This window comes from Halostagnicola sp. A56 (genome assembly GCF_000691505.1).
Lineage (GTDB): Archaea > Halobacteriota > Halobacteria > Halobacteriales > Natrialbaceae > Halostagnicola.
In genome coordinates this window covers 78,059-99,157 of the sequence record NZ_JMIP02000025.1, presented here as the reverse complement: position 1 = coordinate 99,157, position 21,099 = coordinate 78,059, and the positions used below count along the sequence as shown (strand labels likewise).

General features: G+C 47.2%; 17 protein-coding genes, 1 tRNA gene and 8 pseudogenes. 15 read left to right on the top strand and 11 right to left on the bottom strand.

The features are described from left to right. Positions 1-253 precede the first annotated feature (253 nt). Positions 254-433, top strand: coding sequence for a hypothetical protein (locus tag EL22_RS18200; RefSeq protein WP_197075962.1), 180 nt, complete (start codon positions 254-256; stop codon positions 431-433). Here the strand turns inward: EL22_RS18200 and EL22_RS16475 are convergent. Both EL22_RS16475 and EL22_RS14575 read right to left on the bottom strand, forming a co-directional pair. Next, complete coding sequence (locus EL22_RS16475; RefSeq protein ID WP_082146828.1) at positions 360-821, bottom strand: HNH endonuclease; 462 nt, start codon at positions 819-821, stop codon at positions 360-362. The genes EL22_RS18200 and EL22_RS16475 overlap by 74 nt on opposite strands. Before the next feature lie 23 nt (positions 822-844). Continuing rightward, entirely contained in the window at positions 845-1,444 is a 600-nt protein-coding gene (locus tag EL22_RS14575) for a hypothetical protein (protein ID WP_050052164.1), read from the bottom strand. A 548-nt stretch (positions 1,445-1,992) separates the two neighbouring features. Here EL22_RS14575 and EL22_RS14570 point away from each other — a divergent pair. From EL22_RS14570 to EL22_RS19425, 4 genes are all read left to right on the top strand, one after another. Continuing rightward, positions 1,993-2,670, top strand: a complete 678-nt coding sequence (locus tag EL22_RS14570; RefSeq protein ID WP_050052163.1) for an IS6 family transposase — start codon at positions 1,993-1,995, stop codon at positions 2,668-2,670. 462 nt (positions 2,671-3,132) lie between these two features. Next, positions 3,133-3,528: a hypothetical protein gene (locus tag EL22_RS14565; protein ID WP_231587990.1), complete on the top strand. Its 396-nt coding sequence runs from the start codon at positions 3,133-3,135 to the stop codon at positions 3,526-3,528. 10 nt (positions 3,529-3,538) lie between these two features. After that, complete coding sequence (locus tag EL22_RS14560; protein WP_343123195.1) at positions 3,539-5,380, top strand: hypothetical protein; 1,842 nt, start codon at positions 3,539-3,541, stop codon at positions 5,378-5,380. Between the two features lie 651 nt (positions 5,381-6,031). Further along, entirely contained in the window at positions 6,032-6,226 is a 195-nt protein-coding gene (locus EL22_RS19425; protein ID WP_082146827.1) for a glycosyltransferase, read from the top strand. Here EL22_RS19425 and EL22_RS18195 read toward each other — a convergent pair. Both EL22_RS18195 and EL22_RS14550 read right to left on the bottom strand, forming a co-directional pair. After that, positions 6,150-6,602 (bottom strand): hypothetical protein, encoded by a 453-nt coding sequence (locus tag EL22_RS18195; RefSeq protein ID WP_050052161.1) that lies wholly within the window; start codon positions 6,600-6,602, stop codon positions 6,150-6,152. The two genes, EL22_RS19425 and EL22_RS18195, sit on opposite strands and share 77 nt — an antisense overlap. 1,275 nt (positions 6,603-7,877) lie before the next feature. Beyond that, positions 7,878-7,952 (bottom strand) — tRNA-Met (locus EL22_RS14550). Between the two features lie 435 nt (positions 7,953-8,387). Here EL22_RS14550 and EL22_RS16460 point away from each other — a divergent pair. Further along, on the top strand, positions 8,388-8,861 hold the full coding sequence (locus tag EL22_RS16460) for a divalent metal cation transporter (RefSeq protein WP_082146825.1): 474 nt from the start codon (positions 8,388-8,390) through the stop codon (positions 8,859-8,861). A gap of 188 nt (positions 8,862-9,049) precedes the next feature. Next, a complete protein-coding gene (locus tag EL22_RS18190; protein WP_197075936.1) occupies positions 9,050-9,511 on the top strand; it encodes a hypothetical protein in 462 nt (153 codons plus the stop codon). Positions 9,512-10,678: 1,167 nt separating this feature from the next. Here the strand turns inward: EL22_RS18190 and EL22_RS14545 are convergent. Together EL22_RS14545 and EL22_RS16445 are read right to left on the bottom strand one after the other, a co-directional pair. Next, positions 10,679-11,128 (bottom strand): annotated as a pseudogene (locus tag EL22_RS14545) (cell division control protein Cdc6); the annotation flags it as partial. Position 11,129: 1 nt separating this feature from the next. Next, positions 11,130-11,282, bottom strand: a pseudogene (locus EL22_RS16445) (TFIIB-type zinc ribbon-containing protein); the annotation flags it as partial. 49 nt (positions 11,283-11,331) lie between these two features. Between EL22_RS16445 and EL22_RS16440 the strand changes: the two are divergent. The 5 genes and pseudogenes from EL22_RS16440 to EL22_RS14525 all read left to right on the top strand — a co-directional run bounded on the left by EL22_RS16440 (position 11,332) and on the right by EL22_RS14525 (position 14,958). Beyond that, on the top strand, positions 11,332-11,901 hold the full coding sequence (locus EL22_RS16440; protein WP_231587989.1) for an anion permease: 570 nt from the start codon (positions 11,332-11,334) through the stop codon (positions 11,899-11,901). 377 nt (positions 11,902-12,278) lie between these two features. After that, entirely contained in the window at positions 12,279-12,746 is a 468-nt protein-coding gene (locus tag EL22_RS14540; protein WP_082146823.1) for a CoA transferase, read from the top strand. 50 nt (positions 12,747-12,796) lie between these two features. After that, a pseudogene (locus EL22_RS14535) lies at positions 12,797-13,147 on the top strand (TATA-box-binding protein); the annotation flags it as partial. A gap of 365 nt (positions 13,148-13,512) precedes the next feature. Further along, positions 13,513-14,247: a divalent metal cation transporter gene (locus EL22_RS16435; protein WP_197075935.1), complete on the top strand. Its 735-nt coding sequence runs from the start codon at positions 13,513-13,515 to the stop codon at positions 14,245-14,247. A 213-nt stretch (positions 14,248-14,460) separates the two neighbouring features. Beyond that, positions 14,461-14,958: a phage integrase SAM-like domain-containing protein gene (locus EL22_RS14525; RefSeq protein WP_050052158.1), complete on the top strand. Its 498-nt coding sequence runs from the start codon at positions 14,461-14,463 to the stop codon at positions 14,956-14,958. 302 nt (positions 14,959-15,260) lie between these two features. Here EL22_RS14525 and EL22_RS14520 read toward each other — a convergent pair whose 3' ends face one another. Continuing rightward, entirely contained in the window at positions 15,261-15,971 is a 711-nt protein-coding gene (locus EL22_RS14520) for a hypothetical protein (RefSeq protein ID WP_050052157.1), read from the bottom strand. 405 nt (positions 15,972-16,376) lie between these two features. On the opposite strand from EL22_RS14520, the pseudogene EL22_RS14515 reads away from it, so the two are divergent. After that, a pseudogene (locus EL22_RS14515) lies at positions 16,377-16,553 on the top strand (3-hydroxyacyl-CoA dehydrogenase NAD-binding domain-containing protein); the annotation flags it as partial. A 15-nt stretch (positions 16,554-16,568) separates the two neighbouring features. Here the strand turns inward: EL22_RS14515 and EL22_RS16430 are convergent. After that, positions 16,569-17,156 (bottom strand): annotated as a pseudogene (locus EL22_RS16430) (IclR family transcriptional regulator); the annotation flags it as partial. A gap of 75 nt (positions 17,157-17,231) precedes the next feature. Next, positions 17,232-17,540, bottom strand: a pseudogene (locus EL22_RS18735) (IS1595 family transposase); the annotation flags it as partial. 512 nt (positions 17,541-18,052) lie between these two features. On the opposite strand from EL22_RS18735, the pseudogene EL22_RS18730 reads away from it, so the two are divergent. Further along, positions 18,053-18,312: pseudogene (locus EL22_RS18730) on the top strand (IS6 family transposase); the annotation flags it as partial. Positions 18,313-18,626: 314 nt separating this feature from the next. Here EL22_RS18730 and EL22_RS14510 read toward each other — a convergent pair. Beyond that, on the bottom strand, positions 18,627-18,929 hold the full coding sequence (locus EL22_RS14510) for a hypothetical protein (protein ID WP_050052155.1): 303 nt from the start codon (positions 18,927-18,929) through the stop codon (positions 18,627-18,629). Between the two features lie 126 nt (positions 18,930-19,055). On the opposite strand from EL22_RS14510, the gene EL22_RS16425 reads away from it, so the two are divergent. Further along, a complete protein-coding gene (locus EL22_RS16425) occupies positions 19,056-19,877 on the top strand; it encodes a sulfatase-like hydrolase/transferase (protein ID WP_197075934.1) in 822 nt (273 codons plus the stop codon). Between the two features lie 302 nt (positions 19,878-20,179). Here the strand turns inward: EL22_RS16425 and EL22_RS16420 are convergent. Continuing rightward, positions 20,180-20,469, bottom strand: a pseudogene (locus tag EL22_RS16420) (transposase); the annotation flags it as partial. Between the last annotated feature and the right edge of the window lie 630 nt (positions 20,470-21,099).

Genomic DNA, 21,099 nt, shown 5'->3' with positions numbered 1-21,099 from the left:
AGCGCTCGGGAAATGTGTGATCGATGGACATTGACGCTATCTGCAATCTCTTTTGGCGTAGCTCGAACTGTTCCAGCAAGCTGCTCAAGTGCACGCGACCGATACTTAGAGCTTAAAATGTAGTACTCCACCTTCTCAGGACCGTCAGTATCGCTCATCTTAGAAAGTACGGACCAGAAGCCCGTTGAAAGTGGTGGGTCGTACCAATCTCGTACCAAAACCTTATCCTATCCTGATGAGACTTCACGGGCATATGAGCGTGATTCCCAGAGAAACCCCTATTCACGTCCTGCACGTTGACGACGATCCGATGTTCAGCGATCTTGTAGCAAAGTACCTTGAGAAACTAAGTGAGAAGATCACGGTCCATACTGAAACCGACCCGCAAAACGGAATCGAACAGCTTGATAACGAGCCGATTGATTGCCAATGACCTTGCGGAAGAAGATTGTTAAGTTAGTCAAATCAGTCAATATTGCTGAAACCAAATTAGGTGGTTCTGGTTTCGCTCTGCCTGTATATGTATATTGAGAGGAGGTTGTTTTTGTTAGCGGTGACGTTGCTTGTTCCTTTGGTCTTGATGGTGATGATGAGGGAGCTAGTTGGTTATTATGTATAGCACTGTGACATCCACGACACATTGTTTTTATATTGGTTAGCTTGTGTGTTCCTCCCTTACTCTTCGGGACAATATGATGAGCATGCAATTCTGCATTTCCAGAGGGTCCACCTTTAGCACCGCAATTTTGGCAAGTATAATTATCTCGTTTGTAGACCGTCTTCCGTCGGGTGTCCCAGTCCGACGGATATCCCCCTTGCATATATCAATAATCGAACTAGTGGTTCATATTCCTTCTAATGCGAGTTCGCTAACATCACTATCGCCAATGTCTAAATCGAGGGATTCGATTCCAAATTGCTCGTCGACTTCGACTATCTGAGCTGCGAAGTTGTCGTAAATAGATGGATTCTCAATTTGCGCAGCTACCGCTTCGTGTGCTAACTGAAGCCCTGTCTTTCGATGCTCACGCTCATACCCGTAGCGATACAGTAATGAGCGGAAATACGGCTTTGTTGGTCTATCGGGTACAGAGTCTCTGTACTCTTCATCAAGCTCTGAAAGGGTGTTAAAATCAGAGGGATTTGGGAGTATTGAACGCTTGACCATCAAGACGAACAGGCCAAATCTGATATCATCTGGGTCGGCATCCGTTTCAATAGAATCTGCACTTAGCAGGTCGTCTATAGTGTGCCAAAACGTATCGCTAGCGAATCTAGTGAGATAGTCCTCGTATTCGTATCCACCCTCTTGCAGCGTACCCTGTTCTATGTGCTCGTAAATATCTTCGAGAAATTCGATGATATCATCCGGATTGTCCCGAGCGACAACTCCAAAATCATCGAAATAATCGTCCTCCAGTTGTTGAATGGGCCTAAGCGACATATGTTCACTCCTGCTAACTCGACAAATTCACCGGAAATCGGCCGCCTGCTGCCAATTCTCTCCTCGAGACGACCTGATCTTATATTCTTAGTTACACATTTAACATAAAACATCTATGGGTATATAAGATAAATTTATTACCAATGGAAACTACTATTGGAATGCAATGTCCACAACAGAAGCCACGAAAGACTTCCTCGCATCGCACCCACGACTACTCGGCGCGCTGTTCACGCTCGTGCTGCTGCTCGGGCAGGCAGGAATAGTAGCTGGGGGGACACACACTCAGGTAGGTCCGTAGGTTTTGGATAGGAGAAGACCGGTTACCTAATTCTTCATTACAAACTAACTAGTTGAAATTGATTGGGTACTTGATACTTAATCTACATATACCTCAATTTATTGGCAATGGGCCAATGCCATCGTTCCATTCCAACTTACCATCGATTAAAACGGGCAACTCGGTCCACTAGATAATGACTTTGATGGGCACTGTCTAGTTGAGTCAGTTTGAGAAGTGAGCAGGTCGTTGAGTTTCTTGTCCAAAGATGCTCGCAGACCTGCTCAGTGAGAGCTATGCGGCGGATTTAGAAGAATCTTGGGAGAACGAGCGGACGGCGACGCCCATCAGGGCGTTCGCCGTCCGCCTCCACGAAACAGGTTGTTCTCTTCGAGAGACAACAACGATTTTAGCTGAATTAGGCGTTGAACGCTCACATGGAGCGGTCTGGAATTGGGTACATCGGCTGGCTGACAGCGGGTGCGACCCGCCGACGGCGAAGCCGTCAAGGGTCGCAGTTGACGAGACTGCTGTCAAAATCAACGGCGAGTGGTCTTGGTTGTACGCTGCAATAGACACCGAGACGAAGCTGATTCTCGATGTCGCGTTGTTTGGTCGGCATGGCACCGATCCGGCAGCTGCGTTTCTGCATCGACTCGACGAGAAATACGATCTCTCCGACACCGTATTTCTCGTCGACCAGTTCGGCTATCGGACTGCCCTTGCTCGATTAGGATTGAGCGGTCGGGTCAACTACACCGAGCGAAACCTCATCGAAAAGTGGTTTCACACCCTCAAAATGCGGATCGACCGCTTCCATAATTCGTGGGTGGGCAGTCGGGCGAGCGTCCGCGAGTGGCTTGAACAGCTTATGCATTACTACAACCATCAAAGACCGCACCAAGCTCTGGACGGAAAGACGCCGATCGAGGAGGTGCAGAACTAGACAGTTCCCTTTGATGTATACTGTCTACAATATTAAGCGTGTTATGAGTTAGCCAAATCCAATCCTCTATCGTGGTTTCTTACAGCAATTGAAGTGTAATCACTTAAAACGCAAATATCGGCGCAATCTGTACGCGCCGGTTTGCGTAATGTTCGGCAGTTCATGGTCACATTTGGGAGGATGACCAGACTGCTGGTGTTGGCGATTGCCAACAAGACACTATTGTGTACAATCCACATTAAGTGTTTCTTCTTCCGTTGACAGAATTGTGCATAGATATTCGAATCTGTTCGAAGTTAATTGTTTAGAGGGCGCTTATAGGATGAAAGTCTGGCAAGTCCCCACGTATGGATGAAGAAGGGAGGTGTCAAAGGCTGACACTACTGGATCAGTTAGAATAATTTGTCTTATCAGAGTGGGATTGTGGGTTATGAGACTGACGCCAGTGGGTTCAAAGCGTTGATGAAGTTAGTGAAGGCGGTTGAATCTCAACCCGTGTTCTTGGCCTACGTGTTCGGAGCAATGGGACATGGGAAAACAGACTTCTCAGCCCTCATGTTGGAAGTATTCTACTTCATCTACCGTGACCAAGAGGTCATCACAGCGGCTAATATGAAGTCTGACGACATTGATATGGAGATTACCCGCTACTCTCGGTTGGTCAATATCCTTGAAGAACGACGAGAGAAGATGCAGGCTGGAGAAGACCTCCCGCCGTTTGTGATGATAATCGACGAGGCGGCACAGATTTTCACTGGAGTTGGAGCTGACCAACATCGTGCGAAACAGTTAGCGAAGGTCTTGAAATTGGCCCGGAAATCCAACGCACATATGTTCTTGATAGGTCAGGAGCTTTGAGGCGATCTATGTGGTTCCAAATCGTGCATTGATCTCTGAGGTTAGCAGAAAGTTATCAAATAGACACGAGGATGTTGAAGTCCGGACTGGTGCGTATTTCGATGATCCAGGTCTTGATAGTCCCGATGAGACCGAGCCTGATTCATTCTTAGTGGTTACGCCTGAACGATGCTCACGGCTCATCGATCCAGAGACTCGATATCAGATTGATCCAAGTCTGGTATTCCTTGACGAAGTGCAGAACGTAGAAGACGATCAGCGAGGGGTTCTGTTTGAGAGTATCATTGAGTCTTTGACTGAGTTTTACCCAGAGGCCCAGATCGTGGCTGCGGGACCCTACTTAGATAACCCAGCAAGTACGCTTCAATCGCTTACTGGTAGAGAGGTTGGAGAAGTCACGACAGCATTCACACCAATTCTCCAGCTCAAGACTACAATCCGGTTTATAAGTCAAAAAACATCGAGAGAATTCTTCGTGCGGCGGTACAGTCTTATCATTAGTAAAAGCGTTGACGAACTGCAGGCAAGCAATTCTCCCGACGCACTTGAGACAGCTTGGTCGTTTTGGAGAGTAACATTTGATCGCGTGCAAGAGTCACTCAAAACAGCGATCGAAGCCACCGACGGGGAAACGTACTCGGAGATCATCTCGAAGCTGACTGACATCCATCACTATGATATCATCTCACCACGTCGCCAAGGGGGTGTTGATGGATCAGATAGTGAGGGGGAATTCTTAGAACGGAAAGCCGAACTCGGAAGAACCATTGAATCCGAAGTCTCCGTGCTGACATTCGTGCTGACTGGCTGGGCGTTCCGTCGATACTGTGAGGGCACGCTCTCGGAAGAACAGTATCAGGACATCGCGACCACGACTGAGTCCCAGCGGAACTCGATAGCAGCCGTCGCGGACGTTTACTATGATACGATCCGTAGTGATGGCCGGTTGGGCTACTGGGTGAACTGGAACCTGAACGAGGCCATGGCTGAGACCATGGGGGTTGCAACCAGTGCACCCGCAGCATTGTCGTGGCTACTGTCGTTTTACTGTGCAGAACTGCTCCGCCTCGGATCCCAGTCCTTCGAGGGCGGTGAGCTTGCGCTCGGTGAACTACCCATACCGGTCTCGAAGGCAGTGGTCTCCGAATCGGACCGGATCCGTGAGGAACTGGAGTCGCTTCAGGAAGAATCGATTGCGGGGGCCCTCACCGATGCTGGAACGAATGTTGACGGGTTGATCGATGCGATAGTGCAGCTGCATGAAGAGGCCGAGGAGACGTATCAGGACCAACTACGTGAAGATATTCATGAAGCGGAACTCGACAATGAGGAGGTGAATGCGTTCAAGCAGTCTGTCCAGTCGAACTTCGTCGATAGTTGTACCGTGCGGACTGTGCTGCGTGATATCGGGATCATCGCAGATGGTTCGTCCGAGGAGGCGGTGGAGGCTGAGTCACGAGAACTTGGAACACTTCGCGTTCCCCGTCGTGCGCTTGTTTCTGTCGACGATATCCCGCTTCATCTGTCGATGCAACGGTATGTGAATCCGATAGAGGACAGTTACCGGGATGTACTCTTTGAGAATCTCGATGTTGGACGAGAGAGCGTCACCTCTCAGGAGGAAATGCTTGAACGTATCCGGGAATACGTCGATTCACGTGATGTTGCGGCGATACTGACGACACTCGGGTCTAGAGGGGAATCCGGCGACGAATGCTTCCAGTGTCCTGTGTCTGGATCCGATCCAATCCAGTGTCCAACTTGCGGATGGACGGGCGCACAGTCTGAAATTGAGAATACAGATAATGGATCCGTTTGCCCCGTTTGTGGCGAGTCTGTGGTGATCGAATAATTTCGAGAACGTCTTCGATAGACACTCAGCGGCTCCTATTCAGTACCGCCAGAAGAGTGATTGATCGCCATCACTGATCCCCGTCGGTAGCGACTGATTGAGTAGCAATTAGATTTGTGGGGGGATCGTCTTTTGTCGACTCGAGACAGGACCAGTTTTCTTGCCTCTCAGCACTTCAGCGCTGCATTAGCCATCATTTCTGTTGGAAAAGACTTCTCTAGAGGTCCTAAATTACCGAAGTAATAAGATAAGTTTAAGATAAGAGTGGGGTCGGAGGGCCCGCAGTCCTGCATTTATCGATAACACCCTTCCTAAATGTAACTCATGAACAATTGAATATCGAAAACTGATGTTTACTAGGGAGCCGCAGTTCAAAGCCATTCAGGATCAAATGGAGTGTTAAGACGAAAGTGACATAAAGTCCGATAGCAAGATAGAGAAAAATTTCCCCGCTCGTCAGAGCCGTGCTGATAACTGCCAGAGATAGCAGTATGAGAACTGAGATTCCGCCATAAAGGTTCTTCTCTGCCATACGTGAAGTGCTAACCCCTATCCCCTTATAGTATCTTGATTGAGACGCTCATCCCGTAATAGACCATGGATCTATATTAGTAGCTGTAACAATGTCACTATTAGTCCAATCTAAGCACAATGCCACCTCACAAAGCCTCAGTCAGTGTTATTGTTCCTACTTATAATCGACCAACCAAACTTAAATCCGCACTCAATAGCATAACGAATCAAACATTCAGTGATTTTGAAATTCTTGTTATCGATGATGCCTCACGAGTCCAAGCACTGACTCGAAATCGACTTGACCAGTATGATTCTCCAAGTCTTGCGTGAATCCCATTAGACTCGAGTCATTGTCGATCGCTGTAACCCCATCAACTCCCGTGAGAGTGGACTCGAGTTGAATAGCGTCTTCCGAGAAGTTATTACTGTCTGGTTCTTCTGTAACCTTGATTATTGTTTCTTGATCAAGGAAGGTGTCTTCATGATATAGTGCGATCCCATGTTCAACGCTCCCATCTGTATCGATGTTGTCGGCCTCAAAGGCAAGCGTTTCTCCTGGTTCTGCTGACGATGGATCCTCTACGTTTGAGGATTCATCATGTACCATGAAGCCATTGACACCGAGAATCGTTGTTTCACCGGTTACCTCGAGATTGCTATCGTCGTCAACGGTGAATCCGTTACCGTCTTCGTCGGTTGTTGCCACAAACGCGACGTATTGACCTGCCTCATTTGCATCATACGCCCCGGAGAATTCTCCGCTACTATTGAGCTCTATTGACTCAACTTCAAACTCAACATTGTTATTTAATTCAGCTATGCTATCTCGATCGAATGATGTGAGGAGTTCGCGATCGTCTATCGTTAATTGAATGTAATCAGTTGGTCACTGGGAGGTATTTCACTCGAGGTCATACTCGCATTCCAATCTTAAATTGTAGCTTCTGACCACCTATCATCTGTAACAGCTCTCTGTAACAGACATCTATAGTTACGTTTCAGCGAGGAGTTGGAAACGCTTGCAAGCGAACGTGCGGACCTTCATCTGTACATGCCAAGGGAACTCGAAGCTACCTCTATGGCGATTTGAGACTGTGTTCCTGTTTGCGTCAATACCTCAAGTCAAGCTATTAGACGTAATTGAGAACACGTCATCAAAGCATCCTTCCCATAATCAAGCTCATGATGGTACAGATTTATGAAAATTGAGCTGGCGATTCCTGTGGCTGCAATTCCGCTGAGAACGCGGCGTCGGTCGAGCGTCGGTTCACGTGAATTAGTTTGTGAGGTCATCTGTTATTTCTCCAATTCAGTTTTAACTTCTATACCCTATCTGAATTTCATCGTGCAGTTGGCCAATTCATCCAGCATAATTACGCCATTCATATAGGGTATAATCGTTCATGTTATACTACAACACACGTACCTCTGTGCGGGTATAAATAAGTTCTCATTACCGATCGCTTCGGCGACTCTATTGTGTAGATCTTCGCATTCGAGACCGATAGTTACTGAGTCTGTCCACGGTCTCTATGAGAAACCCGAGAGAACTTTCTTGAAGTTTTCTGTGTATTAGTGCCCATATTAGCCCATACACAGCCATAACCGGATTCGAACGGACAATCTCGTTCATCGACACCATCCCTCACGCGCGGTTCGGTCCGATACCGATACAACGCTTTTTGATAGCCTCTTCCACGAATGCAGGGGAAAATAGCAATCGTGTCGGAAAGTGGCTTTGAACCTCGAGGAGACGGTCGTGCTCGCTTCGCTCGGAACTGCGACTCCGCTGGTTCAAACTACTCGTGCTATGGATACCGCTCGCGGGTTTGCTCGTCGCAAAACATAGCGGGAGGTAGATTTGAACGAGAGAAGACCGGAGTGAAACGACGGTCTTCGCGTTGTTCAAATCTACTCTATACGATTCTCGAGGGTCACAATACTCGTCACTTCGCTTCTCGTTGTTGTTCGCCTCGAAAAATAGCGGGAGGTAGATTTGAACTACCGGTCTGCGGGTTATGAGCCCGCCGGAATCTCCTGGCTATCCCATCCCGCTATCACATCATATCGGGTTTGAAAGAAGCTCTGGAACCGGGATAGCTTATCTTCAAAATGTAGCTGTCTCACTAACTCAAGCTGGAACTCAAACTGGACATTGAAGGGTGAGATCGTAGTTGAATCCGATCGCCCTTCCTCAGTATTTCAACGACTAAACGACCAGCTATCAGATCCCAGCCACCCTCTGCTTCGAAATCATCCCTCCCGACCAATACGGATTGAGCATACCTTGCACCGTGCCTCGACAAGCCCTTCGGGTACAACTCCCGAAGAACATCTTCATGCCCCTCTGGACCCTTCGTAATAAGATCATCAGATAACTGTGTGGGCCATTCTAAATCCATGATTGATCCGACTTCTAATCCGCCACTTCGGTCGACGTGATAGAATTATTCAGCCATACTGGCGTCCAACACAACTCACCAGTAAAGAGATGATGGAAATAGAGCAAATGCAGAAAGGTGTAGGTCATAGAAGGTCTTTAGTCAGGAATAAGTATGGACCTATATTTGGCATATCTGGTGGTATATTCGCATTTGCAACATCTATTGGGTACGAAACTGGAAATATTCTCGGCACAATATTAGCTCTTCAAGCAATCTTTGGGTTCGGAAGCATACCGGTCTGGGGAACAATCGTCGTTGCATTAGCCATCCTCCTTCTCGTGCTTCCTGAGCTTTATGATAGACTTGAGAGTTTAATACTTATTCTTATTGCTGTAATGCTAATTGGTTTTGCGGGCACCCTTGCTATTGTCGGCTTCTCCCCTGCAAAGACAACAACTGGATTGACACCAAGTTTTCCCAGTCTTGAGAGTTTATTTCTAGCGGTTGCGATGATGTCAATATATTTCAGTCTCTATGGGGGGCTATACCAGAACTACCTTGTCAGAGAAAAAGACTATTAATTTCCTTTCGGGTTGTCTGTACCCAATACCGTTATTGATTGATAAACTGGCTCGTAACACTCTCATTATGCGACCATATATAAGATAAGTTATAATTTAAAAATGGACTATATAGATATCAATTCTAGCTACAATCTATATTTGTAATAATATAAAAATTTAATAATTAGAACATGTGACTGTTGGCTATGCCAATAGGAAATAGCAGTCGTCGTAACGCACTGAAACTGTTCGGAACTGTTGCGATGGGAGGTATCCTGTCTCTCGGAGCAACACCAGTCCAGGGAACAAAGGCTGTGAGTCGCCCTGTTCGGGCCAGAGGGGTGCGTACCATTCGTCGGATTCCCCAAGCGGATGGATATACTCGAGAAGTCAAATTCAAGGTTGAAGAAACTGATCCAATATCAGTTGATTCGAAAGATGAATCAATTATGATGAGTGTCGAATCCGGTAGTTATAACATTGCCCGAAGATGCCGAAAACTCTCTGAAAAAGGGCTTCTCAAACATCTCGGGAATGGGGTTTACATTATCACTGACCAAGGAGAGGCCTACCTCGCCGGCGATCTCGATACAGAAACCTGGACCGCTGTCTGTCGGAACAATAATAAAGATAGCTCAGCTACAGGTAATGTATCTAACTCGACTTAGGTGACATGTCGTGAACCAACGTCGGTCAGCCGCTTGGATGGAGCAACTCGACGATCGTATCCTCGAGCATCTGAGAGAGGAATCGTGGTCGTCTGTATCTGTAATGAGTTCAAGGGCAGTATTTCGTGCCTCAAAAGCTCGTATTCGCGAGAGGTGTGATATTCTTGCATCTGCTGGACTTATTTCACCAATTCACCACGATATGTATGAGATTACGAAGTGGGGTATGCTATACCTTGATGGGGAAATTGATGCCGAGAATCAATTGCAATAATTAGATTGTATACACTGCGGGGGTACCGAACTATATTGAAATGGATAAATAGAGGCAATTAGTTAGGATACGATAATATTCTACACGCTCGTGGCTGTATTGGAGAGTAGTTGGACGTGTGTTTACATCGAAGCGGCGATCGAACGAGAAAAGAGACGCCGCAAAGGCATAGACGATTGATTATCACTGACCGTTGACTACAATTCTGGCGGCCCAACGGCTCCTTTCACGATTTCCTTGGGTGGGAGCAAACACGGATCCTGCGGCCGTAGCGAACGTGACCTATTCTCTAATCACTCGAGTATCCGCTCGAGAGTTGTCGAACTACCGAAGTTGTGTTTCTACAGTTCGAGTTCGAGGAGGGACGAACGGATATCGGATGTTCAACCGTCAAATTTCTTTCCGTGAACGATTGAATATGCTCATGCTCACGCCTCGTGTACATCTTAGCAGCAGAGGCAACAGAATCAGGGAACTTTCGATCAATGTTTCCCTTGAGTCTTCGTCGACCCGTTTGTAGTCCGCTATTGGATCGTATCGCTTGCTTCCAGAGCACGGAGATATGACAAGGACGTTCATTACCATCGTCGCTATTACTGCAAGCAAGAGAGCCTTAGCATGAAACTCTTTGTATAGTCACCTAAGAAAACTATACCTATGAGACGAGGAGAAGACCTTGATCGATTCTATCAGCTAATAGGCGATCTCGAGGATCAAGTTGGAGGAAAACAGAAGCTCGAGGATTGCACTGGGCACATGGACTGGCCTGACCGTGGTGTCTACTTTTTCTTTGCTTCTGACGAAACTAGAGACTCGAGTGAGCAACTTCGAGTAACTCGTATTGGACCCACGCTGTTTCGGAGGAAAGCAGCACGTCACTCTGGAACCGTCTTCGAACTCATCGACTGGGTGGTCAGTCCCTCGATCAGCTTCAGTGAGCGGTCCTTATCGATTTCCTCCTGGGATTCGCGGACGTGTTCTTCGCGAACTTTCTCATCACCACGTTCATCCGCGAGGTCACCGGCACCGCGGAATAGGTCGATTGCCTTTCGTGCGTCTCCATGGCTTTGGGCTGCGAATGCCGACACGAGCGGTAGTACGTCGTCAGTTAAGGTATCGGACCGGAAGGCGTCACGACGGTTCTCGAGTATCTGGCGGAGCTGGTTAGCGTCGTAATCAGGGAAATAGATATCCCGTGGATTAAACGAACTCTCGGCACGACCGTCGATGTCCTCCATGAATTTTGGGTCGTTTGTCAGTGCTGCAACTGAGACTTGTCCCTCGATTTCGTTTGTATTACTCGCTCGCGATAACTGATAGAGGAGTTTTGAGTACGCGGGTTCGGTTACGCTCTGAGTGATTGAACGCTCGCCATTCTGGCCCTCGATCAATTGTCTCTTCCTCGAGGATCAATCCACAGTCCTCGCAACTTACTTCGCTCTCGTCAGAACTTCGAACAAGCGAACTTGATTCCGCACTCGGGGTTACGAACTCCATTCAGGCCGCTGCGTCCGGGTTTTCTTCTTCACTTGTTTTCTTCCTACTCTTGCTCTTTTTGCTGGGGAACACAATTTCTGAAGTTAATCTAGACGCTCGACTCGCAGACCATCTCCTTGGATCGGAAGACTCGCCTACACGTGCACTTCGTTCGTTAACAACGACACTTCTCCCTCTGGCTGTCTTTATGCCTTCTGCTGCAGCCCGGACCGTAGCTCTGATCCCTGTCGTGCGTCGTCTCCGAACTTCATTTGATCTATCCTTCAATTCTGACTTTTCACAAACAGCCTTTTTGATTCTTGGTCAAGTTAACCCGCTTGCATCCGTCGGTCTCATGACCGGCGGTGGAATGGCTGTTGTCACTGCTGAACTTATTCATTCGCTTGTTGGTCCCGTAACTTGGGTTCAATGGGCACTGTACATGGCACCCCCCGCAACTGCTCTATACCTACTCGGTGCTATTTCCATTTTCGCGCTCTATCCACTTGATTACGCAGATATTCCAGAACCGAAGGACAGAAATACCACTACTGGTTTCAACCGTGAACAACGAATTGTTGCCGCTGTGATGTCCGGGACAGTTCTCGCTTGGATCATCGGATCTTTTTTTACACAATAGACGGAGATTCCGAGTCTGCCTTTCTCCCATTCTGCGCATTTGAAGATGTGCTTGAGGAAAGTCTCCCGATCAATTTGTGTGTGCGCCTTCCACGGATCTTTGGGAGAGTCTGTGTTGCTCATTCTGACAGCTCGATTGTTTGTGAGGTGAACATATCACGGTATAATACTTTCGTATAGTTGGGAGGTAGATTGAGGGCCTGTGTTAGCTAAGGGTGCAAACCGACCAGTGATTTCGGGAGAGAGATGTGGAGGGTCGCATGAAGAAGCTCAATCAAAGGAAGTACTACGTAAACAGTAGTAAGGCACTTGAGCGAAATTCCAAGAAGTAGTTAATGATTTGTCTATGGATGATGCACTGTTAGACATTTTCATGTAATAAACATAATTATAACCGAGATCTCTGCTTCTGAGAATATCTGGCCGAAATTCTGTCACGCTCTTGACCGCGAGGACCTAACTAACGATGAGCGTTTCGAAGTCAATGCTGATCGTGTCGAGAATCGCGTGGAGCTTGATCAAATTCTAGACGAGGAGTTCGCACAGTATTCAACCGCCGAGGCTGTCGCACGGATGGAGGACGCCGGCGTCCCGGCCAGTCGCGTCCGCGACATGGAAGACGTATTCGAAAATCCACAAGTTCAGGCACGGAATATGCATCAGACCGTCGACCTCCCCACTATCGGATCCATGGAAATGGCAGGGAGTCCAATGCACTTCTCACGGACGCCGACCGTAATTGAGCGACACCCGCCGCTACTTGGCGAGCACACCAAAGAAATCCTCACTGAATTCGGGTATGACGACGAGATGATCACAGAGCTTGCTGACCGTGACATAATCTAGAGAAAACAGCAAGAGTTCTATGGACCACCCAATTCATGATTGTTCCAAATAGCGAAGAAGAAGTCCGAGAATCACTTTCCATTGTCTCCGAGACTCTGCGAGAGCTCGGCATCGAAGTCACTGAGACACCTACCATCGAAATTCAAAACATCGTCGCAAGCGTCGACTTCGGCACCCGGTTTAATCTTAACGCGACCGCCATCGGGCTTGGTCTCGAAGACGTCGAGTATGAGCCAGAGCAGTTTCCGGGATTAGTGTACCGTCTTGAGGACCCATCGGCGGTCGCACTCCTGTTTGGCAGTGGAAGAGCCGTTATCACTGGTGCAAAGACCACCGATGCAGTAGCCCACACAACGAACGCCGTTGAAACAAGACTCACAGACCTAGGCTTATTCCAGTAACTACGATCCCGACATTCACTTGCACTTGCTCTCGAGGGAATCGTCTACTCGTATGATCTGAGACGCTACTCGCATCTATGAGTGGGGTTGTTTGTGGACTTCCAGTCTGCTGATCCAGATGGGATCGGATAGGTGCGTCCCGTTCTTGGTTACCGTTCCAGATGTAGGGTGCGTTGACTATTGCCACATCCTCGAGGGACGTTTGTCTTCAGGTACAGTTAGGCAGTATGCATATGCACTGCTCAGTTATCGTTCAGTTCAACAAACGAGCCGTTCCCACAGCAACAAACTGATCTATTTCCTGCTCGAGTTAGCTTTCCACCAGGGAGTCGGAGCGCTGGATAGATCGCCCCACACTGTGCACATTGAATGGCGAAACTGGATTGACACCAAGTTTTCCCAGTCTTGAGAGTTTATTTCTAGCGGTTGCGATGATGTCAATATATTTCAGTCTCTATGGGGGGCTATACCAGAACTACCTTGTCAGAGAAAAAGACTATTCCAGAAGAGACCTCGGGGATGCAATATTTGATATCGTATCTGCAATGGTGGTTACTGGATTGCTTTACGCTATTATCTATATTACCTCTGCAGCTGTGCTAAATACAGCAGGAATTATCCCAAGCACCATGGCCGATATGGCTAGACAACTTGAACCACTAGCTGGGCAACATGCATCAATGTTATTTGGTATTGGTCTGCTCGCAGCAGGTATCTCTTCTGTCATTGTAAATGCTTTAGCTGGAGCTACACTGTTCGTTGATGGTGTTGGCCTCCCATCGGGTATGGAGACTGATGATACTACTGCATTTGGCCTGAGCCCAGTAAAGATCACAGCGATAGGCCTCCTAATCATCGGATGGCTGACTGCAGTCGTTCCTGTTGTTTTAGGAGCTAGTGCAATAGATACGATTATAATTGCTGCAACCTTCGCCATCATTGGACTGCCATATTTTGGGTATATGATTATTCGAATTGCGAATGATGAATCTATCATGGAAGAATATTCTAATACTATGACCCGAAATATACTCGCCATACTCGGATATTTGGTAACTGTGGGGATTGCCCTCAACTATCTATACCAGAATTTTATATAATAATTCGATCTGAAACTGGGCTATCCTCCGAAACTGTGCAACTTCCAGTAGGGGAATTCTATATCGCGAGCTACGGTTTATAAAAGTCTATTTTTGGAGTAGAACGTCTCTACCTTCAGACATCTTGTAGTAGCGAGTTTTTGAGACTCACTTCGTTAAACACCAGTTTAACCAAGTGAATTTATGTGAGTCGACACTGTACCCCACAAGTGAATGTCTGAATCCACTGATCGCCGGGCTGCTCGCGGGGGGAAGACCGTCGAGGAGGCGGTTTCGCGCTATCTCGGCTCGCTCGACTCGGGCGGTTCCCGGTCAACGATGCGGTCGCCGCTGAACGAGTTCGCTACGTTCTGTGATGAAGAGGGGATAGAGCGAGTCGACGCACTCGAGACGAACACGCTCCGCGAGTACGGGATGTACCTTCGCGAACGTGCCATTGACCAAGAGCTGGCAGCGTCGACGGCGAATACATATTTCAACTACGTGCGCGCGTTTCTTTCCTTTTGCGTCCGCGACGAGCTGTTAGACACGAACCCAGCGAATACCCAGCGTGCAGAAGAGTTTCTTCCCGAGGACAAAGGCGATCGTAACCGCCAGTTTTGGGATCCAGAAGACCGCCAGCAGCTCCGTCCGTGTATGGTACAATGTTTTGTTTTCTCTTTTTATCCAACCATTGTACAAATGAGTCAACCGTGTTATCCGGTTGGGTAATTAAGTCGTTGCTCGAGTTGTCTGGCCAAAGCTCACCAAACAGATTGCCTTGTCGTGGTATCTCAACCGTCTCTGGCAAGTCGTTAATCAACTCACGTCCCTCTCTGTCAAGATTACCCGCACTTGTCACATATCCCTCTGCCTTGGCTTGCTCAACCACCTCACTTCGGGGTATTGTATCGCCAGCCACTTTCCCTAAATATTTGCCACTTTCCACAGTGAGCCTATCAACTGCCTCGCTCATGTATTCATCAATAATAGTGCCCCGCCAACAAATATAATTATTAAAGTTACCATCAACATCATACCAAAACCACCATTACTACAAGCGCAAAGTATATAATTGTAAAAGCAATGCTACCGGCAATATTAAACTCTCTATTGTTGTCGTCTTGCATTTTAATCCATAGGTATACGGATGGATGCAAGTAGCAAACTACCCAAAGATTTAAGTAGTTGCGTCCCCAATAATAAGTTAGGTTGAGTGTGTTCTGCGTATCTTCTTCCGTCTCTGTTTCTGGTTCTGCGAGAGGGATTCCCCCGAGGTTAGCGAGAGTTCGACGGAGATCATCCGCTGTGAAATCTGCGATCTCTTCCATCTCCCAGTGGAATAACCGATCGCCACTGCCTCTGAAGAGTTCCTCTCGAATCCGATCAAACTGCCCGAAGTAGTACTCCTCGAGTAGCGGCAGGATCTCGTACCTCCAGGCGTCTAGAACCTCTGAGACGTTCTCAGGACCCATTAGGTATGAGTGACCAATCTGCTTTCCTTTCCCGAGATCCGGCGTATCTACGATCTGGTCATTGAGTTCACGAAGAGCCAAGATCGAAAGGGCAACCAAACTTCGGTAAGGATTCGAATCAGTTTGAGCCGTCTCCCGAACGTCCTCTAAGTCTTCGAAGTCATCGTAGTAGTCGATGAGAGCGGTGTAGTTTGGTGGGAACGAAATGAACCGGAATCGTCGTCGGAGAGCTGCGTCTACGAGTGCAATCGATCGGTCTGCCGTGTTCATCGTTCCAATAACGTAGAGGTTCGGAGGAACGGCGAACGATTCTCCAGAGTGAGCTAACGTAATTTCGACTTCGTCTTCCTCCCCAAGCCGTTTATCCGCCTCGAGTAGCGTAATCGTCTCTCCGAAGATAGAGTATTTTACAATAGTATGGTTGTAATTCGATGCCGGTGCATCGTTTATTACAGGATTGTTCCTGAAGAATACGCCCCGGCACAGTACCCAGCCCAGTTTCTAAGTATCTTAGACGGAGATTTACACGAAATCACCAACCGGATGGACTGTCTCCGGAGCCTCCAGCGTTCGAGATCAATCGGTCGGCGTAACTCTCCCACTAGACGGCGAAACACAGGCGTTCTATACAGAGGTTCCAAAGATATATGGGATCGAAACACGCAGATTTACGTGATGACGATTGACACGGTGAGACGAGTCGCGGTTCTCGGCGCGGGAAGCATGGGACACGGCATCGCGGAGGTCGCCGCGATCGGCGGCTACGAAGTTACGATGCGCGATATCGAAACAGATCTCGTACAGGACGGCTACGAGAACATCGAGTGGAGCGTCGAAAAGCTCGCGGAGAAGGGCAATTCGTTCTTCGATATCATAAGCGATACCCTCTGTTCGGATTTCTTTGAGTTCATCTTCTAAGTGATTGCGATCGGTGATTGTGTTCTCAGTCTTTTTCGGTAGTCCATGGCGCTCAATTATCTCTGTTAGTCGTTCTTCTGGGAGATATGCGAGCACCGTTTTGCCTAATGCAGTTGTGTGAAGATGGACGGACTGTCCCATGTAGGAATCAATGTTCACGGCGTTACTTCCTTGTTCGCGCAAGAGGAAAATACCACGACCGTTCTCTTCAACAAGTAGATTGACAAGTTCTCCTGTCTCCTCTGCGACTTTTTCGATTTCGGGTTGTGCAACATCGAACAGAATCTGTTTCTGTCGGGCGAACGCACCCAGATCGAGCAGTTGTAGGCCGAGTTCGTACGTCTGTCCGTTTTTCACGACATATCCCTCGTACTCAAGCGTCTGGAGGTGATTGTATGCACTGCTCTTTGGAAGATTAAGGTAGTTGGCTATCTCCGTCGTCGTAGACCCATCAAGCGATTTCAGTGCCTCGAGAATTCTAAACGTGGTACGAACAGTCTTAACATGCGTCCTATTCTCATTGTCTGAGGATTCCATATCATGGTTTAGAATTCGTAAACAAATAACTGTTATTCGTCTCTTGCGAACAGGTAGCCAGAAAATTAAACACTGGACGTAGAACTTATTAATTTCAACTGAACCAACTAGATCGTCCCGAGGCGAGCCGAGGGCTTCGTCGAAATGTTCGACACGACGGTGAAGCGAACAACACGAAACATCAAGTTCACCGTCTAACTGGCGGATAATCATCGTGAACCGGAGTAACGAGTAGAACGTGAACAACAGCTTATAGAAGCCAATCCTCGCGTGTGCGAAGACCATCTTCGTATCGTCGTTGAACGAGCGTCCACGATTTTTACAGCGATGTCGTTGATACACTCGAGGTCCTTCATGCTTGATCACTGATTCAGATCGGCAGCGCGATCACTCGAGGCTCTCACGGCACTCGCATTCTGGCAGAAGACTTCAATTGGGAACATATAGACTGATGCGTCAACAGCACCCATGTCTGCTACGCTTTCACAGCGCCACCTCTGTTCGACCCCCGCCGTACTTCCGGAGAGCGTTCATCATTAAGCGGTAGTAGATAGCGCGCGATATTAATTCAGTATACTTTTCATCGAATACTATCTGCACCAGTATATTACGTCCCTCTGGGAAATGCATCCATGTTTATTCCTGAACTATAACATATGTTAATTATGTGCGGCATCGTGAATCGTCAAAATCCGCCGATTTTGGGCTCAAACCACCGCTAATCCGAAGAAGCGTATCCATTTATTGATCATAACTATATTCGCGATGGTGTTGGATAATTATGTATTAATGAAGATAATATTCATGGTCTTTAGTAACACTAACTATATGCGAGTCGTATAAATAAGTAGATGATGGAAAAAAAGTGTTATGGGGCTCGCCAATCTGCTCAGAGGAAACAGGTTAAGGTAGATGGCGAGAAAAGTAGTTGTACGCCGCAATCGACACAGAATCGAAGCTATTCCTTGAAACCGACGTGTACAGGCGCCACAGAGTCAGTCCTGCGGCGCCGATTCTCCATTAAGTCACCGAGAAACACGAAATGGACGAGACAGTGTTTCTCGTCGATACTGGCGGCTACCTGACTGCCCTCACTCGCCACGAATGGCGTGATCACCTCAACTACAGCGACCGAAACAACGTCGAAAAGTGGTTTTAGACCGTCTCACTGCGAATAGATATCTATATAGTGATTTTACATTATGTAATTCAAATTTAGTTAATTATAATACCATCCAAAGGCAATAACTATATGCAATGTCGAAACATAATACCCGTCGAAGTGTGCTAAAAATCGTTGGAACAAAGATAAGCTGACCAAGCGAGAGCAAGCTGAAATAGAAGTTGTAGAAACTGTTGGACCTTACATGGCATCTGAGATTCTAGAGGAGATCGGAGAGCTCGCGGAGATAATGGCGGCAGAAGCGGAACACACAATGACAATAGATAGGCTGTCGGAAAATTTTGGAACTAAACCGGATCATCAACCGTATCAATAATCTCGACAGGTGGATCCATCACCACCTCCCACGTCGATCCATCAGAACCAGCGTTTCCAGCCCAGTAATCTCGGCCCTTAGAAATGATGTTACCAAACCAGCTCCCCCCTACCAAATCCATATCTCTTACTTCAAAATCCTCGCACTCCACCTCAACGATATCCACATCCCCACCCCTATGGGCCTGACCAAATTCAATAGCATCATCAAGCTCCTGAAACGCAAAGAAGCTCTGGAACCGGGATAGCTTATCTTCAAAATGTAGCTGTCTCACTAACTCAAGCTGGAACTCAAACTGGACATTGAAGGGTGAGATCGTAGTTGAATCCGATCGCCCTTCCTCAGGAAGCGCTTCACTTACCCAGAATCAGGTCTTACATTACAGGATTTTGAAGAAGAAGTGTCAACATCAAAATTCATCAAGAAGGCTCTCAATCACCAAGAACCAGTTCAATCTTTGCTCAATGGCATTCAGTATAAATTGGCAAAGATAGGTTCACAAGATCCACAGGCCGAGCGAGCTGAAGTATACCTATCCGAATTTTTTGAGTGGCAAGAAGCCCAAGATGGGCCATGGGCGGCATGCATCAATCTGATGGATGCTCATTATCCGTACGTCGCACAACCGGAGTTTGAAATTCATGAGGACGAACAACTCCGTTCACTTATTGGTTATTTTGAGTCAACAATGTCACAACAGATATTATCTGAAGGAGGAGGATGGTGGGCACTTACTGCGTTAGAGCATCTGTATGATGAGTGTATTAAACAGGTTGATGCTGCGGTTAGCACACTGCTTGAAAATTTAAAAGAGTACAATCAATACAACAACACGCTTATTATTGTTACAAGCGATCATGGAGAAGCGTTCGGAGAGTTTAGTCAAGTTTCGCCATCAGTGCGACTGTGTGATCACAGTTGGGGGGTTCACGAAGTCCAGACTCATGTTCCGAGTGATATGGATGGTCCAATCTACGGTGATCGGTCTGAAGAGTGGTGGATCGATACGCTCTATAACTTCTACACGACGATGGACCAGGATGAAGAGCCGATAAACCGACTGATGAATGCTGTGTGGGAACATGCCGATGCAATGGCAGAATATCAAGATCTTACCGGAAACTGGCAGGATATGGATTACGTCACCAAGGGAGTCGATATCGACGTATCCATCCATCCTGGTGCTGAACAGTTCTACGAAGAACAGGATGTCGACATCTAACAGTTTATTCGATAACTTGAAGATGTGATTTATATCAGATGAGGTCGCAAAGAGTTCTGATCTTACTTTTGGCGTTTGGGCCTCAATGTCCATCGGTCGCGATGAACTGTCCAATGTGGACCATCTATCTTCTAGAAGAAGTTAATCTCCACACTAATCCAACGGTCCCTATGAGTTAAGTATAACAACGGTTAGCTTTCCAGCGACAGTTGTGATTTAGTTCTAAAGTATGGGGAAGTTGGTGCATCAATTAACTCAAGACAAGAGATTTATCTTATAATTCTCGGAGTAACAGTCTAAGCATCGATCTCTAGCTGAAGTTGATGAAGCCTCGTGTTAAACTGGAGGAACGCGTAAATCGAGAACAGCTACTTTCTGAGCGCAACTTTCGAAAGAGCGAAAATCGTCTCGATCTTATCGTTGAACGTGCGGTCGCAATTCTTACAGAGATAACGCTGAAAGACCCATAGCTGCCGCTTTTGACCGTCCAGTCAGAACGCCAGCGAGGGCACGTAACACCGTTACACCATCGAACCTGCTCTAACAGGTCCGCTGCGACCGATTCCAATCCAAACACTTCGAGCCGAATCATACCGAATGGACACCGCTGACACGGTGTCTTTGCTCTCTTCGATTCTACAGTGATAGCTGAGCAGTATCAACAATCTCCTACAGAAGAGCGTTAAACAAAGATCTTATTAATAAGGGAAAATAAGTTTATTATGGAATGTCAATCACAACCAGTTAAGGTCGTCAGCCACACCCCTTAAACAGAGATATGACATTCCACACTATTTTATCAAATAATGATTTAAAATTGATGTATTTTTAAACAAAGTAGTTATAAAAATATACCTCTGATTAAAATTCATATATACAACATAAATACCTAATATTTATGTACCTATCGAATCCTCGAAGTCGCCACTGAGATCACGCAATCGGGTAGTACGAGAAATTCGTCGGTCACTTCGAATGAATTCATCCAGATCTACAGGCTGAGTAGATCGCGTGTCTCGGGGTCGTCCAGGACGCAAAACCTGTTATTGATGACGGGAGAAAAGGGGTTCTCAAATCACTTGACTTCAAAGATGCAAGGTAGGATTCCACGGGTCACCTGACCCGTGGTCGTTGACGACGGTTCACACTATAGCGCTCCATACGTTAGTAATCAACATTTTCACAGGACCAAATGTAACTCGTGTCGTGGCCACACCGAATC

Excerpts from the sequence above, each read along its gene's own strand:
- EL22_RS14525 (WP_050052158.1), top strand. The coding sequence starts at position 14,461 with ATGTCTGAATCCACTGATCGCCGGGCTGCTCGCGGGGGGAAGACCGTC.
- EL22_RS14565 (WP_231587990.1), top strand. The coding sequence starts at position 3,133 with ATGAAGTTAGTGAAGGCGGTTGAATCTCAACCCGTGTTCTTGGCCTAC.
- EL22_RS14520 (WP_050052157.1), bottom strand. The coding sequence starts at position 15,971 with ATGAACACGGCAGACCGATCGATTGCACTCGTAGACGCAGCTCTCCGA.
- EL22_RS14575 (WP_050052164.1), bottom strand. The coding sequence starts at position 1,444 with ATGTCGCTTAGGCCCATTCAACAACTGGAGGACGATTATTTCGATGAT.
- EL22_RS16460 (WP_082146825.1), top strand. The coding sequence starts at position 8,388 with ATGATGGAAATAGAGCAAATGCAGAAAGGTGTAGGTCATAGAAGGTCT.
- EL22_RS16475 (WP_082146828.1), bottom strand. The coding sequence starts at position 821 with ATGCAAGGGGGATATCCGTCGGACTGGGACACCCGACGGAAGACGGTC.
- EL22_RS14570 (WP_050052163.1), top strand. The coding sequence starts at position 1,993 with ATGCTCGCAGACCTGCTCAGTGAGAGCTATGCGGCGGATTTAGAAGAA.
- EL22_RS18190 (WP_197075936.1), top strand. The coding sequence starts at position 9,050 with ATGCCAATAGGAAATAGCAGTCGTCGTAACGCACTGAAACTGTTCGGA.
- EL22_RS19425 (WP_082146827.1), top strand. The coding sequence starts at position 6,032 with ATGCCACCTCACAAAGCCTCAGTCAGTGTTATTGTTCCTACTTATAAT.
- EL22_RS18200 (WP_197075962.1), top strand. The coding sequence starts at position 254 with ATGAGCGTGATTCCCAGAGAAACCCCTATTCACGTCCTGCACGTTGAC.